General features: G+C 68.3%; 12 protein-coding genes. 1 reads left to right on the plus strand and 11 read right to left on the minus strand.

Annotated elements, in window-relative coordinates; genetic code table 11:
• Positions 1-28 precede the first annotated feature (28 nt).
• The 6 genes from ACWGO6_RS03095 to ACWGO6_RS03120 form a co-directional block, all read right to left on the minus strand.
• The gene (locus ACWGO6_RS03095; RefSeq protein WP_376104702.1) at positions 29-763 is read right to left on the minus strand and encodes an ABC transporter ATP-binding protein; all 735 of its coding nucleotides are present in this window, start codon (positions 761-763) and stop codon (positions 29-31) included.
• Positions 763-1,581 carry an ABC transporter permease gene (locus ACWGO6_RS03100; RefSeq protein WP_452325817.1) on the minus strand — a complete coding sequence of 273 codons (819 nt, stop codon included), beginning with the start codon at positions 1,579-1,581 and terminating at the stop codon, positions 763-765. The genes ACWGO6_RS03095 and ACWGO6_RS03100 overlap by 1 nt, the downstream gene beginning before the upstream one ends.
• A gap of 10 nt (positions 1,582-1,591) precedes the next feature.
• On the minus strand, positions 1,592-2,728 hold the full coding sequence (gene glf / locus ACWGO6_RS03105; RefSeq protein WP_136043629.1) for a UDP-galactopyranose mutase: 1,137 nt from the start codon (positions 2,726-2,728) through the stop codon (positions 1,592-1,594).
• A gap of 177 nt (positions 2,729-2,905) precedes the next feature.
• Positions 2,906-4,210: a nucleotide sugar dehydrogenase gene (locus tag ACWGO6_RS03110; RefSeq protein ID WP_136043628.1), complete on the minus strand. Its 1,305-nt coding sequence runs from the start codon at positions 4,208-4,210 to the stop codon at positions 2,906-2,908.
• 37 nt (positions 4,211-4,247) lie between these two features.
• Complete coding sequence (locus ACWGO6_RS03115) at positions 4,248-5,351, minus strand: acyltransferase (protein WP_452325818.1); 1,104 nt, start codon at positions 5,349-5,351, stop codon at positions 4,248-4,250.
• Positions 5,348-6,574 carry a glycosyltransferase gene (locus ACWGO6_RS03120; protein ID WP_452325819.1) on the minus strand — a complete coding sequence of 409 codons (1,227 nt, stop codon included), beginning with the start codon at positions 6,572-6,574 and terminating at the stop codon, positions 5,348-5,350. Before ACWGO6_RS03120 ends, ACWGO6_RS03115 begins: the two co-directional genes overlap by 4 nt.
• Positions 6,575-6,700: 126 nt before the next feature.
• On the opposite strand from ACWGO6_RS03120, the gene ACWGO6_RS03125 reads away from it, so the two are divergent.
• Positions 6,701-8,209 (plus strand): cell wall-binding repeat-containing protein, encoded by a 1,509-nt coding sequence (locus ACWGO6_RS03125; RefSeq protein ID WP_168429554.1) that lies wholly within the window; start codon positions 6,701-6,703, stop codon positions 8,207-8,209.
• A gap of 19 nt (positions 8,210-8,228) precedes the next feature.
• Here the strand turns inward: ACWGO6_RS03125 and ACWGO6_RS03130 are convergent, their stop codons facing one another.
• The 5 genes from ACWGO6_RS03130 to ACWGO6_RS03150 are packed head-to-tail and all read right to left on the minus strand — an operon-like array spanning position 8,229 to position 15,597.
• Positions 8,229-10,409 carry a glycosyltransferase gene (locus ACWGO6_RS03130; RefSeq protein ID WP_168429553.1) on the minus strand — a complete coding sequence of 727 codons (2,181 nt, stop codon included), beginning with the start codon at positions 10,407-10,409 and terminating at the stop codon, positions 8,229-8,231.
• Positions 10,410-10,462: 53 nt separating this feature from the next.
• Positions 10,463-11,587 (minus strand): glycosyltransferase family 4 protein, encoded by a 1,125-nt coding sequence (locus ACWGO6_RS03135; protein ID WP_136043623.1) that lies wholly within the window; start codon positions 11,585-11,587, stop codon positions 10,463-10,465.
• On the minus strand, positions 11,584-12,741 hold the full coding sequence (locus ACWGO6_RS03140) for a glycosyltransferase (RefSeq protein WP_452325820.1): 1,158 nt from the start codon (positions 12,739-12,741) through the stop codon (positions 11,584-11,586). Before ACWGO6_RS03140 ends, ACWGO6_RS03135 begins: the two co-directional genes overlap by 4 nt.
• Complete coding sequence (locus ACWGO6_RS03145) at positions 12,734-13,819, minus strand: glycosyltransferase (protein ID WP_168429552.1); 1,086 nt, start codon at positions 13,817-13,819, stop codon at positions 12,734-12,736. The genes ACWGO6_RS03140 and ACWGO6_RS03145 overlap by 8 nt, the downstream gene beginning before the upstream one ends.
• Positions 13,816-15,597, minus strand: coding sequence for an ABC transporter ATP-binding protein (locus ACWGO6_RS03150; RefSeq protein ID WP_136043620.1), 1,782 nt, complete (start codon positions 15,595-15,597; stop codon positions 13,816-13,818). The genes ACWGO6_RS03145 and ACWGO6_RS03150 overlap by 4 nt, the downstream gene beginning before the upstream one ends.
• Positions 15,598-15,622 lie beyond the last annotated feature (25 nt).

Genomic DNA, 15,622 nt, shown 5'->3' on the forward strand with positions numbered 1-15,622 from the left:
CCACCGATCAGCTCTCGAGTGCTGACCGCTACACCGCGTAGTCGGCGTTGTAGCGGTCGAGCACCTCGGCGATCGGCGCATCGAGCGCGAGCGCGCCCTTGTCGAGGTAGAGCCCGCGAGTGCAGAAACGTCGGAGGTCGCGCTCGTTGTGGCTGACGAAGAACAGCGTCCGCCCCTCGGCGAGCAGTTCGTCGATGCGCTTGTAGCACTTGTCGCGGAAGGCTTTGTCCCCCACGGCGAGCACCTCGTCGACCAGCAGGATCGGCTCATCGAGCTGAGAAACGACGGCGAACGCGAGGCGGACCTTCATGCCGTTCGAGAGATGCTTGTAGGGCGTGTCCTCGAACCCGGCGAGCTCGGCGAACTCGATGATGCCGTCGTAGCGGCGCGAGACCTCCTCGCGCGACATCCCGTGGAGTCCCGAAGTCAGGCGCACGTTCTCCCGCACCGTGAGGTCTCCGACGAAGCCACCGGTGATCTCGATCAGGGGGGCGACTCCCCCGTTCACCGTGACCGTGCCCTCGTCGGGGAGCAACACCTTGGCGACCAGCCGGAGAAGCGTGGACTTTCCTTGCCCGTTGCGTCCGACGACCCCGATCGACTCGCCCGGCTGCACCGAGAACGACACGTTGCGCAGCGCCCAGAACTCGCCGGGACGCGACCGCCGCGAAGCACCAGCGAAAAGGTCCTTGAAGCTGCGGCTGCCCCGCCTGTTCCGACGAAAATGGACGCCGAGATTCTGCACTTCGATCGCCGAGGACATCACAGCTCCTTCAGCACTGGTCGCTCCAGGCTGCGGAAGGTCCAGATGCCGAGCGCCAGGATCAGCAGACTCATCAGGACGCTGATCGTCAGCGTGAACGGGTTCCACTGGTCGGGGAAGAAGGGCATCCGGTAGAGCATGAAGATTCCCGCGAGCGGGTTGAATGCTCCGAGCGTCTGGAAGATGCCGGGGAGATCGGTCACGTTGTAGATGATCGGCGTCGCATAGAACATCGCTCGCAGGATCAGCGCGGTCGTGCGCTCCAGGTCGACGAAGAGCACGCACAGGGGCGCCACCAGGAGCCCCAGCCCGACCAGCAGGATCGTCTGCAGGAGCACGGCCACCGGCATCCAGAGGATTCCCCAGCCGACCTGCACCGTCTGATTCGGGTCGAGCTCCACGACGAAGTTCACGATGATGAACAGCACGAGAACCGGCAACGAGAAAAGGTACTCGATGCCCTTGCTGAGCACGATCCGGTTCACCCAGATCGACCGCGGGATCGAGGTCGATCTCACGAGACGGGCATCCTTCTTGAACGCCCGGGTGAAGTCGGACACGGAGGCGTTGAACCACACCCATGGGAGCAGCGCACTGATCAGGAAGATGATGTACGGCTCTTCACCGACGTCGCGCTGGAAGATCTGCGTGAAGACGAACCAGTAGATCGCGCTCATCACGAGCGGATCCAGCACCGACCAGAGGTAGCCGAGGAAGCTGGTCGAATAGCGGACCTTGAGGTCGCGGGCCGACAGCAGCCACAGCGAATGCAGATAGCGCCGGGGCGTCCCGGGCGCCCCGACAGCAGCGTGACTCACGATGTCGAGTCTAGGAGAGAGAGTTGTTCCAGAGCGACAGCGCCGAGCCGATGGCCATGTGCATGTCGAGGTACTGGTACGTGCCGAGTCGGCCGCCGAAATGGACGCCCTTCTCCCCCTTGGCGAGCTCGCGGTACGCCAGCAGGCCTTCGCGGTCGGCCGGGGTGTTGACCGGGTAGTACGGCTCGTCCTCCCGCTCGGCGAAACGCGAGAACTCGCGCATGATCACCGTCTTGTCCTGCTCGTAGACGTCCTTGCGCTCCGGGTGGAAGTGCTTGAACTCGTGGATGCGGGTGTACGGCACATCCATGTCCGGGTAGTTCATGACGCTCGTGCCCTGGAAGTCGCCCACGTTCAGCACTTCCTGCTCGAAGTCGAGCGTGCGCCAGCTGAGCGCGCCCTCGGTGTAGTCGAAGTAGCGGTCGACCGGTCCGGTGTAGACGACCGGGAGTTGACCGACGGTGGCCTTCTTGCTGAGCGGCTGCGCGTCGTCGAAGTAGTCCACGCCGAGCTTGACCTCGATGTTCGGGTGGTCCGCCATCCGCTCCAGCCACGCCGTGTAGCCGTCGGTGGGAAGGCCCTCCCAGGTGTCGTTGAAGTAGCGGTTGTCGTACGTGTAGCGCACGGGGAGGCGGCTGATGATGTCGCCGGAGAGCTTCTGCGGGTCTGTCTGCCACTGCTTCGCGGTGTAGTCGCGGAAGAACGCCTCGAAGAGGGGGCGCCCGACGAGGGCGATGCCCTTCTCCTCGAAGTTCGCGGCCGTCTTGGCATCGAACTCGCCCGCCTGCTCCTTGACCAGCGCCCGTGCCTGGTCGGGGGTGTAGGCCGACTGGAAGAACTGGTTGATCGTGCCGAGGTTCACCGGCATCGGGAAGACCGTGCCCTTGTGCGTCGTGTACACGCGGTGAACGTAGTTCGTGAAGCTGGTGAAGCGGTTGACGTACTCCCACACCGTCGCGTTCGACGTGTGGAAGAGGTGCGCACCGTAGCGGTGGACCTCGATACCCGTCTCGGGCTCTGCCTCGCTGTAGGCGTTGCCGCCGATGTGAGGGCGGCGGTCGATGACGGTTACCTTGCGGCCGGCTTCGGCGGCACGCTCAGCGATGGTGAGGCCGAAGAAACCCGACCCGACGACGAGAAGATCCATGTACTCCATCGTATCGGCGTCCGGCTGTGAGCTTCAGCCAGCGCGGATTCCCGTGACCTGGTGGGACGGAGGTGATTGAGCACGACCGCGAGGATCGCCACGGCCCGGCAACGCCTGGATGGCAGGACGCAGACCCGTTCGCGACGTCGTCGGCGCGAACCGTGTGGAGAGTCGGCGTCAGACCCCGGCCTGCGCCGCGCCCACGACGATGCGCGGCGTACCGGCCCAGCGCGCGGCATCTGTGGCCGCACGGCCGTCGACGATGAGCTTGATACCCGGAAGCTGCGCCGGAGTCAGCTCCTTGTAGTCGGCGTGATCGGTCTGCAGGATCGCCAGGTCGACCTCGCCGCCGATGGCGTACGGCTCGAACCCGAGACCGCGCAACTCCTCGTCGGTGTACAGCGGGTCGTGCACGACGACCTCCGCTCCTCGGTCTTTCAGTGCCTTGACCGTGGGGAAGACTCCGGAGAACGCCGTCTCCTTGACGCCTCCTCGGTATGCGGCACCAAGCACGACGGCACGCTGACCGCTCAGATCACCGAGAATTCCCTCGGCCTGTGCCACCAAGCGGTCCGGCATCGAGGCGTTCAACTGACGCGCGACGCGAACGATGTCTGCGTCGGGGTCGGTCGAGAGGTACAGACGCGGGTAGACCGGGATGCAGTGTCCGCCGACGGCGATGCCCGGGCGGTGGATGTGGCTGTACGGCTGCGAATTGCAGGCCTCGATCACTTTGTAGACGTCGATGCCGTTCGCGGCCGCGAAGAGGCCGAACTGGTTCGCGAGACCGATGTTGACGTCACGGTAGGTCGTCTCGGCGAGCTTGGCCATCTCGGACGCTTCAGTCGAACCGAGATCCCACACGCCGTTCGGGCGCGGCAGGTCGGGGCGCTCGTCGAACTGCAGCACGGCCTCGTAGAACTCGCGTGCGCGACGGTTGCCCTCATCGGAGAGTGCGCCGATGAGCTTGGGATACTTGCGCAGGTCGGCGAACACGCGTCCGGTGAGCACCCGCTCGGGCGAGTAGGCGACGTGGAAGTCGGTGCCCTCGGTGAGACCGGAGCCGGCCTCGAGCATCGGGGTGAAGCGTTCGCGCGTCGTGCCGACGGGCAGCGTCGTCTCGTACGAGACGAGGGTTCCGGGGGTCAGGTGCTCGGCGAGCGAGGTGGTCGCGGCATCCATGTACCGGAAGTCGGGCTCCCAGGTGTCGTCGTCGACGAAGACCGGCGCGACGAGGACGACCGCGTCTGCGCCGGGGATCGCCTCGGCGTAGTCGGTGGTCGCACGCAGACGTCCCGACGGGATCAGCTCGGCGAGGCGCTCCTGTAGTTCCGCTTCACCGGGGAACGGCTCGATCCCCTTGTTGATCGTGTCGACCGCGTGCTGGTTGACGTCGACGCCGATGACGTCATGACCGGAGGAGGCGAACTGGACAGCGAGGGGAAGCCCGATCTTTCCGAGGGCGACGACAGCAATGCGCATGGGTTCTAGTCTATGGCCGCCGCACACCCCTCGACCGCTACACGAGACGGTTGACCCACGGAACGCGTCGTAGCGCGGCGACGAGCGCGAACGAGATGACGCACACCAGCACCCAGACCAGGACGGTGATGCGCAGGTCGTCGTCGGTCGGCGCGAGGGCCGGCACCGTCCGCACCAGGTGGATCACCGCGAAATGCACCAGGAAGACGCCGAATGAGGCGTCTGAGAGCACCCGCACGACGCCCGCGGCACGACCGGGCTGCCAGTCACGAAGCACGCTGATCGCCACGACGAACCATGCAAGCGCCACGATCGCCACGATCGGGCCGTAGTAGCTGATCGGGAAGAGCACGCCGAGCAGCGGCAGGTCGTCCTGACGGCCGTACTGCACGATCACGGATGCCGTGCCGACGACCGCCACCGCGGTGACCCCTATCAGCTTCCATCCCCGCAGAACGGTGTCACGGAGCGCCCATCCCGCCAGGAAGAAACCGACATAGGGCAGCCACTGTGTGAGTGCGCTCTGCGACAGCGAACGGTCGTACCCGGCAGCCGTGAGCACGGTGGCCGAGACCAGGGTCGCGACGGTCACCGCCAGCACGACGCCGGCGAACACCGCGGCGCGGCGACGACCACCGTCGCGGAGGAACGCCGCCAACACCGGTGCCGCGACGTAGAGTCCGACGATCAGCCAGAGGAAGTACAGATGCGTGTAGCTACGGCCGTCGACGACACCGAGCAGGAACCCCCGCCAGTCCGCGAGGCGTCCCGCCATCACGCTGCTGACGACGAACACGTAGAAGAGCGGCCAGAAGACGAACGCCGGCCCGAGGCGCAGCAGGCGGCGGCGATAGAAATCTGCGGGTCCCTTGGCGTATTGGCGCGGTTCCAGGATCAAGGCGCCGCTGATCATCACGAAGACGGGGACAACCCACACGAAGCCGAGGTCCACGACGACGGCACCCCACCAACGCGCGCTGCCGTGCACGGCGTCGTTGCCGACCATGTTCCCGAACACATGGATGGCCACCACTCCGATCACCGAGACGATGCGGAGCACGTCCAGCGCCCATCGACGCTGCGGGACTGCCGGGCGCCCGGGAACGGTCGCGGCCGGTCCGCTGTTCGTCGACGGGGTCACGAGTCCGCACCGGCGACGAGCCGCGCCGCCCTGGCACCGGTGGAGCGGACGTCGAACTCCGTCTCCCAGCGCGCGCGCGGCGCGAACGCGCCGGCGGGCGCATCGATCACGGCGGCGAGCGCGGCCGCGACGTCTTCCGCGGTGGTGTCACGCTCCACGAGTCGGCCGGTTCGATGCTCCTCGCCGACGATCTCGGGGGTTCCGCCGACGCGCGTCGCGACGATCGGGATATCTCTGGCGATCGCCTCCATGATGCTCACCGGCACACCCTCGGTCGTACTCAAGTTCACGAAGGCGTCGATGCGGTGCGTCTCGTAGTAACGCAGGACGTCCGCGTTGGCGGTGCTCCCTGCGAGAGTGACGGTGAGGTTCTCCGGCGCGTCGGCGACGCGGGCTTCCACGGCCGCGCGCTCGGGGCCGTCGCCGAAGTGCATCCATTCGACCGGGCGTCCTGCGGCACGCGCGTAGGCGGCGACCGAGTCCGCGATGAGCGGCACCCGCTTGAGTCCACTCAGGGTCGAGCACGAGACCAAGGCGACGGCGTCTTCCTGCTCGCCGCGCTGCAGGTCATCGGGCCCGTCGACCCCGAGTCGACTGACCATGACCTTGTCGGTGCGGGCGAGCGACGGAAACCTCCCGCGGAGGTAGTCCCGTCCGTGCTCGGAAATCGTCAGGATGCGGTCTGCCCTCGCGTAGTAATAGGGCCGGGCGGGCAGATAGCCCGACGCCGCGCGCTCCTCGTACAGGTCGTAGCCGTGCACGCGGGCGACACGGCGACGCACCCCGCGCAGCCACGGCAGAGCCTGTCCCCCGCCCATCCCCCAGAATGCGTATGCCACGACGTCGTCGGCGCCCTCGATCGCGGAGCGCACGGCGATGCGGTCGGCCTGGGTCAACCCGACACGGGAGCCGAGCACGAACGCGAGGGCATTGCGCATCAGCCTCCCCGCCATGAGTTCCCGCCACCCGGCCGCGATCAGCATCCGCAGAGCGTGCGGGCGGAGGATGGCGCGCGGGCTATCTTCCGGCGCGGGGAGGAAGAGGTTGGCGCCGAGCGTGACGTTGTCGGGCATCTCGACGAGTCCGGCAGACGTGTCGCGGGCATGGCAGAAGATCACGACATCGTCGAAGGCCTCAGCGAGCTCGCCGATCTCCTTCTCCACGAAGACGACATCCCCCGTACGGTACGGATACTCGTTCGTGAACAGCAGCAGTCGCGTCATCCTTGCCTCTCCTCGCCGACAGTGCGCAAGGCACCGTGTCCATCGTATGCTGGCCGCAACCGACCTCCCTCGGCCGGACAGAGCACTCCGTGCGTCCTCCACCTCTTCGTCGCGCACTGGAGCGTCATGACATTCACCCTCACGTCCCTCGTCACTGCCCTGGCGCTGGGAGCCTCCGCGCTCGCGCCCGGCGCGATCGCAGCGCCCGCGAGCGCCTCCGCATCCACCACGGTCTCATCGGTGGCTACTGCCGCCGGACCTGTCATCGAGCCGTTCCCCGACGGGGTGACGCGTCTCAGCGGTGCCGACCGGTATGCGGTCTCCGTGCAGATCGCTCGCAAGTACGCCCCGGGCGTTCCGGTCGCTTACGTGGCGAAGGGCTCCGACTTCCCCGACGCACTGTCCGCCGCAGCGGCCGCGGCCCTCGAGGGCGGCCCGCTGCTGCTCACCCCGACCAACCAGCTGCACACGTCGGTCGCTGCGGCGCTGCGCGACCTGCAGCCGGAGCGGATCGTCGTCGTCGGCGGCACGGGATCGGTCTCCGCATCCGTCTTCGCGGAACTCCAGCGCATCGCGCCCACCCAGCGCATCGGCGGCGCCGACCGATACGAGGCCAGCCGCAACATCACGGGCACCGCGTTCCTGAGTTCCGAAGAGTCCTCGACCGAGGTGTTCCTTGCGACGGGTCGTACGTTCGCCGACGCGCTGGCTGCGTCCGGAGCGGCCGGAAAGGCGAAAGCACCGGTCGTGCTCGTCGACGGCACGCGCAGCAGCGTCCCGGAGGCCACCCTCGACCTGCTGAAGGACCTTGAGGCGACGACCATCTCGATCGCGGGCGGCGCCGCCTCCGTGTCATCCGGAATCGAGGCTCAGCTCCGCTCCGCGGGTTACACCGTCCAGCGCTACGGCGGCGCGGACCGTTACGCCGTGGCCGCGGGCATCAACTCCGCCTACTTCGAGGTCGGTACGACAACCGGCTTCTTCGCCACGGGTCTCACATTCCCCGACGCGCTCTCGGGCGCGGCACTCGCCGGGCGTCTGGGGGCTCCTCTGTACGTGACGAGTCCCGCGTGCGTGCCCGAGCCCGTGCGCAGCGGCGCCGCAGCGTTGGGGCTCACCTCGCGCGTCGTGCTCGGCGGCACGTCCTCCGTGAGCGCGGCCGCGGCCGCGGGCACCGGCTGCCTCACGTCCGCCGCTCCGAGCATCTCGGGCACGGCGCGCGTCGGAAACACGCTGAGCGTGAACCCCGGGTCATGGACGACCGGCACGGCATTCGCGTACCAGTGGCTCGCGAACGGCACGGCGATCAGCGGCGCGACCGGTCCCTCCCTCTCCGTCACGACCGCGTATGTGAACAAGACGCTCTCCGTGCGCGTGACCGGCACCCAGGCCGGCTACACGACCGTCGCCCGGGTCTCGTCCGCCACCGCGCGGATCGCCTACCCTGACCGCACGCCGCCTGCGTCGTTCTCGACCTGCCCGGCCTGGGCACCGATCAAGGGCAACCAGAACAGCAAGGGTGAGTGGATCTACCACGTGCCCACCGGCCGCGATTATGCGAAGACCGACCCGGAGGAGTGCTTCCGCACTGAGGCCGCTGCACGGGCTGCGGGATACCGCGCCTCGAAGGTATGAGCACGGTGGCGGGCCCCGTCTAAGCCCGCCACCCCCGCACACGGACGAGCGCCAACACGGACGCCGCGGCCATCCGCAACGGCCCCTCCCGGTGCAGTGTTCCGGTGAGGGTCCGCGCGACGAGTGATGCGGGCGCGAGTCGGTTCGTGCGTCGAGAAGTCTGAGCGAGCAGGCTCGCGGTCGCGGAGCCCTCGTCGGCGGCGAGGTCGAGGATGCGGCGATCCACGAGCGACAACGGGTGCTCCGCCGCAGGGGCTGCCGCGCGGAGGGCGCCGACCACCCGAGCGAGCGAGGCGCGATCGGCGCCCGGCCACGCCGCGGCACGGCGGTTGTGCACGGCGCCGATCACGTTGATTCGCAGGATCTTGACGACGACGCTCGCCCGCGCCGCCGCCGAAAGCGCACGGAAGTCGTCGGACGCGAGCAGCGGGTCGATGAAGCCCAGGTCGGCGGTGACGGGTCGCGTGGTCGTGGACGTGCGGGTCTCGGCGTCGGAATGCACCAGGTACGCGGGGCCGCGACGGTCGAAGCTCACCCCGGTCGCACGCGACCACACGGTCGTCACGTAGCCGATGTCCTCCCCCGTCGCGACGGTCGTGTCGAAACGCAGATCGGAGAACCGCGAGCGCGATACCAGACCGAGCGGGGCGCTGCGATAGGACAGACGATCCTTCGTGAGCGCGAGTCTGCGCACCCGCAGAGGCCGCGTGGGCGGGGTCGGCACCGGACGCCCTCCCGCATGCGCCAGCACCGGGATCACCGCCTCGGCGCCGTCCCGCACGGCGCGACGGTGCCAGGAGTCGATCGCATGTGGCTCGAGCTCGTCGTCCGAGCCCATCACCGACACGAATGCGGCGGTGGCAAGGTCGAGACCGTGGTTGAACGGGCCGGCCGGTCGTCGGAGCCCGTCCCGATGCTCGGTCAATCGCACGCGCGGGTCGTCCGCGAGCGCCCCGAGGCGCGTGCGCACCGAGTCCGAATCCAGGTCATGCGCCACCACGGTGACACGCAGCGGCACGTCATTGCGCAGTACCGAAGCGACGGCGCGCTCGATCGGGCGGGAGACCTCGTGCACGGGGATCACCACATCGACGCGAGGCGCCGCAGGTACGGGCACCCCCGCCTGCGCGTACGCCGTGAGATAAGCGTCCGCGCGGGTGGACGGCGAGAACCGTTCACGGGCGTCGGCACCGATCTGCTCCGGCGTCCGGTCGCTGTTGAGCTCCACGATGCGCTGCACCGCATCGGCGTAGGCAGTGGGAGTGCGTTCCGTAACCAGGGCACCGTCGGGCTCATCGACGAACGCACTCTGCGCGCCGCGGGCGCCGACCACGACAGGGACACCCGCGACGAGGGCCTCCGCGATGGCGACGCCGAACGTCTCGGACTCGGTCGGCAGCAGGAAGACATCCGACTGCTGCAGCGCGGACGTCACCTCGGCTTTCGCGACCGCTCCTGCCAGACGCAGGTGCTCCGCGACGCCTGCACGCTCTGCCGCCGCCGAAACCTCGGCGCGCAGCGGGCCGTCGCCGAGCCAGGTGAGTGAGGCATCGACGCCGCGACGTCGCAGCTCAGCCAGGGCGGAGACCGCGAGCAACGGGCCCTTGTGCGGCACAAGGCCGCCCACGGCGATGAGCCGCACCGCGGCTGTTCGCGACCGCGGAGGTGCAGGTTCGGCCGGCGACTCGACGTGGTTCGGAATGACGACGACCGGCCCTCGACGGATCGCGGCGATCCGCGCGGCGAGCAGGTCGCTCACCGCGACGACGACATCAGGACGCGCGAGCCCACGCTCGGTCAGCGGCAGAGTGGCGCGCATCGCGGCGGGGACGGTCTCGGGCGCGATCAGTCCGGACCAGTGCTCCGTATGCACCCAGGGGATGCGGACGCGTATCGGCGAGAACGGCAGCAGCGACGACAATGCCATCGTGTGCAGCACGTCGGCGTCGGCGAGATGACGGCGGATGACAGGACCGACGCGCAGGAGCTGATCCGGGCGCGACGGCGACATCGGCACGCGGACGATGGTGACGCCGTCGACCCTGTCCGTGCGCGCGTCGCGCACCTGTCCGGGTGGCGCGAGGTGCAGGACGACGACCTCATGTGACGCGGAGAGGAGCTGCACGTCATCGGCGACGAAGGTTCCGGTCTGCGGTGCCTCCACGCTGGGGAACCAGGTCGTGACGACGAGAACCTTCATGGCCCCGACGGTAGCATCCTCCCCCGCGGGACCCGGCCCCCGCTGATTCGAGCTCATCCCCCTGAAGCGATGCGGTCGACCGCGGCGACCCAGAGGGCCACCTGGGTCTCACTCGACAACGGCACCGCGACCTCATCAGAGCGCTGCTTCAGCGCCGCAACCGACTCCGGGGTCAGCGTGTCCAGCACCCGCGCCAGCCCTACAGCCGTGAAGTCGTCCGCAACCAGCCCGAAACCCTCTTCGCGCACCAGGTCGGCCATCTCGGGGCTCGGCCCCACGACCACACCGAGACGGGCCTGTACGAAGTCGAACAGCTTGTTGGGCAGCGCCCACCGATAGTTGACGTTCACCGGCGGAAGGACGAAGACCCCCACGTCGTACCCGTGCAGCGTACGCACCAGTTCCCGGTACGGCACCGGATCGTGCACTCGCACGCTCGGCAGCGACCGTGCCCGGTCGGTCAGCTCCGCGAGGTAGGCGGGGTCGTTGGGAGTGAGGTACAGGTCGAGAGTGGCCGGCGTTCGCGTCAGCTCCAGGGCGTCCAGCATGATGTCGAGGTGACGGTTGCGAAAGCACGCGCCGCTGTGCACGAGCGCGAGCGGCGAATGCACCTCGGTCGGCGGCTGATCCGCGAACGGGGTGGCGTTCGTCACCACACCCGCGGCGATGCCGAACCGCCGACGGTACTCGCGCGCGATCCCGTGCGCGACCGTGGTCACGCTCGTCGCTCGGGTCACGGACGTGCGGCAGATCCACGACATGAACGGCGCCACGAAAAGCCGCCAGCGCAACAGCTCGCTCTTCTGCGCGGGAGCGAACTCATGCAGGTCGGCGTGCACCCCCTGGCGCGGACGCAGGCTCAGGGCGAGCGGGACGGCGTCCACGTCGTTCGCGAGCACGATGTCGAATCGACGGCCGTCGAGCGCGGCGGATGCGGCGCGCACCGCACCGTTCTCCCGGTATGCCCGCGCATACTGCCGCAGGATCAGCAGCGCACGCGAGTATCGCCAGACCTCCTGGTCCGACGGCAGCTGCACGTGATCGGTTACGCCCTCCGGGGCAGGTCCGTATCCGCAGGTCGTGACCTCGTAGCGGTCGCGGAACGCCGCGACCTGCTTCAGAACGCGGGCGTCGGCAGAGATGTCCGAGAACGACAGGATGAGGAGCGATTGCGTCATCGGGTATCACCCGCGACGAGACGCTGCACGGCGCGCAGCCATGGGCCGACCGCCTCCTCGGCAGAGAGCTCGTGGGCCGCGCGGGCGGCGTTGACCTTGAACGCCCGCACGTCCTCGGGCGTCAGCGCGTCGATCGTCGCCGCGAGCGCCTCCACACCCCACCCTGTGGTGACCCTGCCGAGTCCGTACTGATCCACCGTGGGAGCGAGCTCCGGCGACGGACCGACGATCACACCGAGACGCGCCTGCACGAAATCGAAGAACTTGTTCGGCAGCGCATGCGCGTAGCTGAAGTTGACGGGCGGGAGCACGAACACTCCCACGTCGTAGTCGTTGAGCGTCGTGATCAGCTCGTCGTAGGGCACCGCATCGCGGAGTCGGGCGCGACCCGACTCCTCTGCCTGACGCCGGAGCTCGTCGAGGTAGTCCGGGTGGTTGGGCGTGAGGTACAGGTCGAGCGTCACGTCTGCCGTCGAACGGTTGACCGCGTCGACCATCAGCCCGAGGTCGCGATTGCGCAGGCCCGCTCCGCTGTGAACGAGGCGCAACGGTGCGTCGACCGATGAGGGCTGCAGATCCGCGAACGGCGTGGCGTTCGTGACGACCTCGGGCGCGAATCCGAACTCGCGCTCGTACTCCTTCGCCAGACCGGGGCTCACCGTCGTGACGGCGTCGGCCCGCCGCACGTACTTACGGCACATCCAGCGGTAGTACGGCGAGATCCAGCGCATCCACGCCCGATTCTCCTCGTGCAGACGCGGCCAGTACTCGTGCAGGTCGGCCAGCACGCCGTCGCGCGGGCGCAAGGCCAGGGCGATCGGCACCGCCTGCACGTCGTTCGCGATGATCACGTCGAACCGTCGGCCGGCGAGGGCCTCACGCACCCACTGCACTCCCGCGAGACGCCAGTACGCGAGCGAATACTGCCGCAGCGACACGAAGCGTCCGTAGGGGTTGTCGACCCGGGCGTCAGCGGGGATCTCGATGTGCTCGACGTCATCGCTCGGCGCCGCCTCATAGCCGCACGTCACCACGCGGTAGTCGTTCTCGAGCAGGCGCACCTGCTTCAACACCCGCGCATCGCGACGAATGGGCGAGAACGACAGCACGAGGACCGTCGGGGTCTCGCCTGCATCTGATGTGGAATCAACCACGCTCGGTTCCTCCTCGTCTCACCCGGTAGAGCAGAAACCGCACGAGGGTGCTCTCCCGGTCGAATGCCTTCCACCACTGTTGCGGCAGGATCGTCTCCCGTCGCCCCGCCGTGCGACGGCGCGCGATCGCCGCGACGAGTTCGTCCGCGCTCGCGTGCCGGGCGACCTCGATCAGGGCGTGGTCCGCTCGGGACAGCGGCACCAGCGCGCGCGGCGCATCGCGGACGATCGCGTCGACGATCCGCGCGAGGTCGGCGCGGCCCTCGGGGGTCCACGCGTCGGTCGTCGCGCGTCCGAGGAGGGCGTCGAGCACATGCACGCGGAGCATCTTGATCGCGAGCGACGTGCGCACGCGATCAGGGAGACCCCGCCACCAATCGCCTTCGATGAGGAGCTCGACCGCGCGGAGCTGCTCGCCGATGGTCATCCTGGATTCGGTGATGCGGTCGCCCGCATCCGAGCCGATGACGTAACAGGGGGCCTCGTGCATCACGTCGATCCGCGCACCGTCCGCCCACAACCGGGCGGACATCGCCATGTCGTCGCCGGTGCGCAGACCTTCCGTGAGCAGGAGCGCGGGGTCCGACAGCAGGTCCCGGCGGATGAGCGCCAGCGGTGCCGTGCGATAGAACAGGCGGTCGCGAACGGCATCCAGAGCACGCGCACGCCCGACGCGTGTCAGCGGGCTCGCCAGCACGGGACCGTTCTGGCGACGCAGCCGCATCAGGGCGACGTCGGGTCGCTGCGTGCGCACGTAGTCGCTCCAGGCGCGTACAGCTCCGGGGTCGGCGAAATCGTCCGACCCCATGATCGCGACGTACGCTCCCTCGGCCAGCCGCATGCCGTGATTGAAAGGTCCCGCCGGGCTCGGAATGCCGTCGCGGTACTCGACGAACCGGAGCGTGGGCCCCTCCGGGCGCCCCGCAGCGGCAGCGATCTCGCCGACGTCGACGCCGTGACACACCACGGTCACCCGCACGTCGTCCACCCCGTCGCTGAGGATCGATGACACAGCGCGACCGATCGGACGCGTGGTGGCGTGCACCGCGATCACGACGTCGAGGAGGGGGGCTGTCACCGCACGAGTCCTGCGAGACGTGCCTGCACGGCGAAGTCGGGCATGGCTTCGATGACCTCGTCGAAAGTTCCGGTCGCCGCGATCCCGCCGTCGCGCATGTAGCAGATCTGGTCGTGGTCGCGGATCGTCGCGAGGCGGTGGGCGACCGAGATGAGCGTCACATCGCCGCGCAGCTCCTGGATCGCCGAGGTCACGTCGGCTTCGGTCTTGGTGTCAAGCGCGCTCGTAGCCTCGTCGAGAACCAGCACCAGCGGGTCGCTGTAGAGCGCCCGCGCGATGCCGAGACGCTGACGCTGCCCGCCGGAGAGGGACATGCCGCGGTCGCCGACCCTGCCGTCCATGCCACCGGCCCGCTTGCTGATGATGTCCCAGAGCTGGGCGCGGCGCAGTGCGGTCTCGACACGGTCTCGATCGAAGTCGCTCGTCCACGAGAGTGCCACGTTCTGAGCGATCGTCCCGTCGAACAGCGCGACATCCTGCGGCACGTAGCCCACCTTCGAGCGCCACGCCGCCATGACGTCATGCAGGTTCTGGTCATCCAGGCGCACCGTGCCTTCGGTCGGCTCCAGCAGCCCGAGGATGAGGTCGACGAGCGTCGACTTGCCAGCTCCCGACGAACCGACGAGAGCGAGGGTGCTGCCGATGGGGAGCGTGAGGTTCACGCCGCTGAGCGCCGGGTGTTCGCTTCCCGGGTAGGTGAAGGCGACATCGGTGAGCACGAGGCTGCGCGGCTCGGACGACAGCGGATCGTGCCCGATGCGCTCGGCACGCTCCAGGTAGCCCTCTGCCGCCTCGATATCGCTGATCACGGCCGTGACGTGCGGCACGTTCGAGGTGGCCTGCGTGAGAACAGCCTGGAAACCGGTGAGCGAAGGCACGAGCCGGAAGCCCGCGACGGCGAAGACCGCGACGGCGGAGATCGCCTGCGCGGCACCGCCCATGACGAAGGCGACGCCACCGACGAGGAGGAACCCGCCGATGAGGGCCGCGTCGAGCACGAAACGAGGGAATGCGCCGAGGAAGCCGAGGTTCGCGCGCGCCCTGGTGGTGTGGATGCGGTTGTCGTGCACGACCTTGGCCACGTCCGGTGCCATGTTGCGCAGCGTGATCTCTTTGAGCGCCGCGACCATGTCGGTCATGAGCGATGCCACGCGGAACGAGTAGTCCCGGTTCACACGGCCGGCCTCGACGGACTTTCGCGACATCCAGAAGTAAAGGATGAGGGCGATGAAACCGAGGTACACCATCGTGACGAGCGCCGTGACGGGGTTCGCCACCACGAGCACGAGGATGACCGCCGCCGACGTGCACAGCAGTTGCGGGAGCCCCAGCACCGGGAGCAGGAAGCCCGACGTCACGTTCGCGATGCCGACGTCCGCCAGGCGCACGAGCTGGGAGGTGTTGCGCTTGAGGCGCTCGGTCCACGGAGCGCGGATGTACGCGTCGAAGAGCCGATCGCCGATTTCGAGCTCGAATGTCGCGAAACGGCGCGTGGCGAACCACTGCAACGTCACCGCGAGAGCTGACTTGGTGATGATGAGAATAGCGACGGTCGCGATGATCCAGATGTAGCCGTCGCTCGTGATCGTGCCGATCACCGGGAGCGTCACGTCGTCCAGCTGCACCATCGAGGTGACCGATACCGCGAGCAGCATCAGCGCCGCGACGTCGAGGATCGCGAGTGCGCTCGTCGAGATCACGTACATCCACAGGAACCGCTGTGCCCGCGCCGGAAGCAGGGGAACGATGGACCGCAGAGTCTTCCAGATGAGCTTCATGCTGCTCCCGCCGAGATCAGAACCA

It is taken from the genome of Microbacterium sp. NPDC055665, from assembly GCF_053618035.1.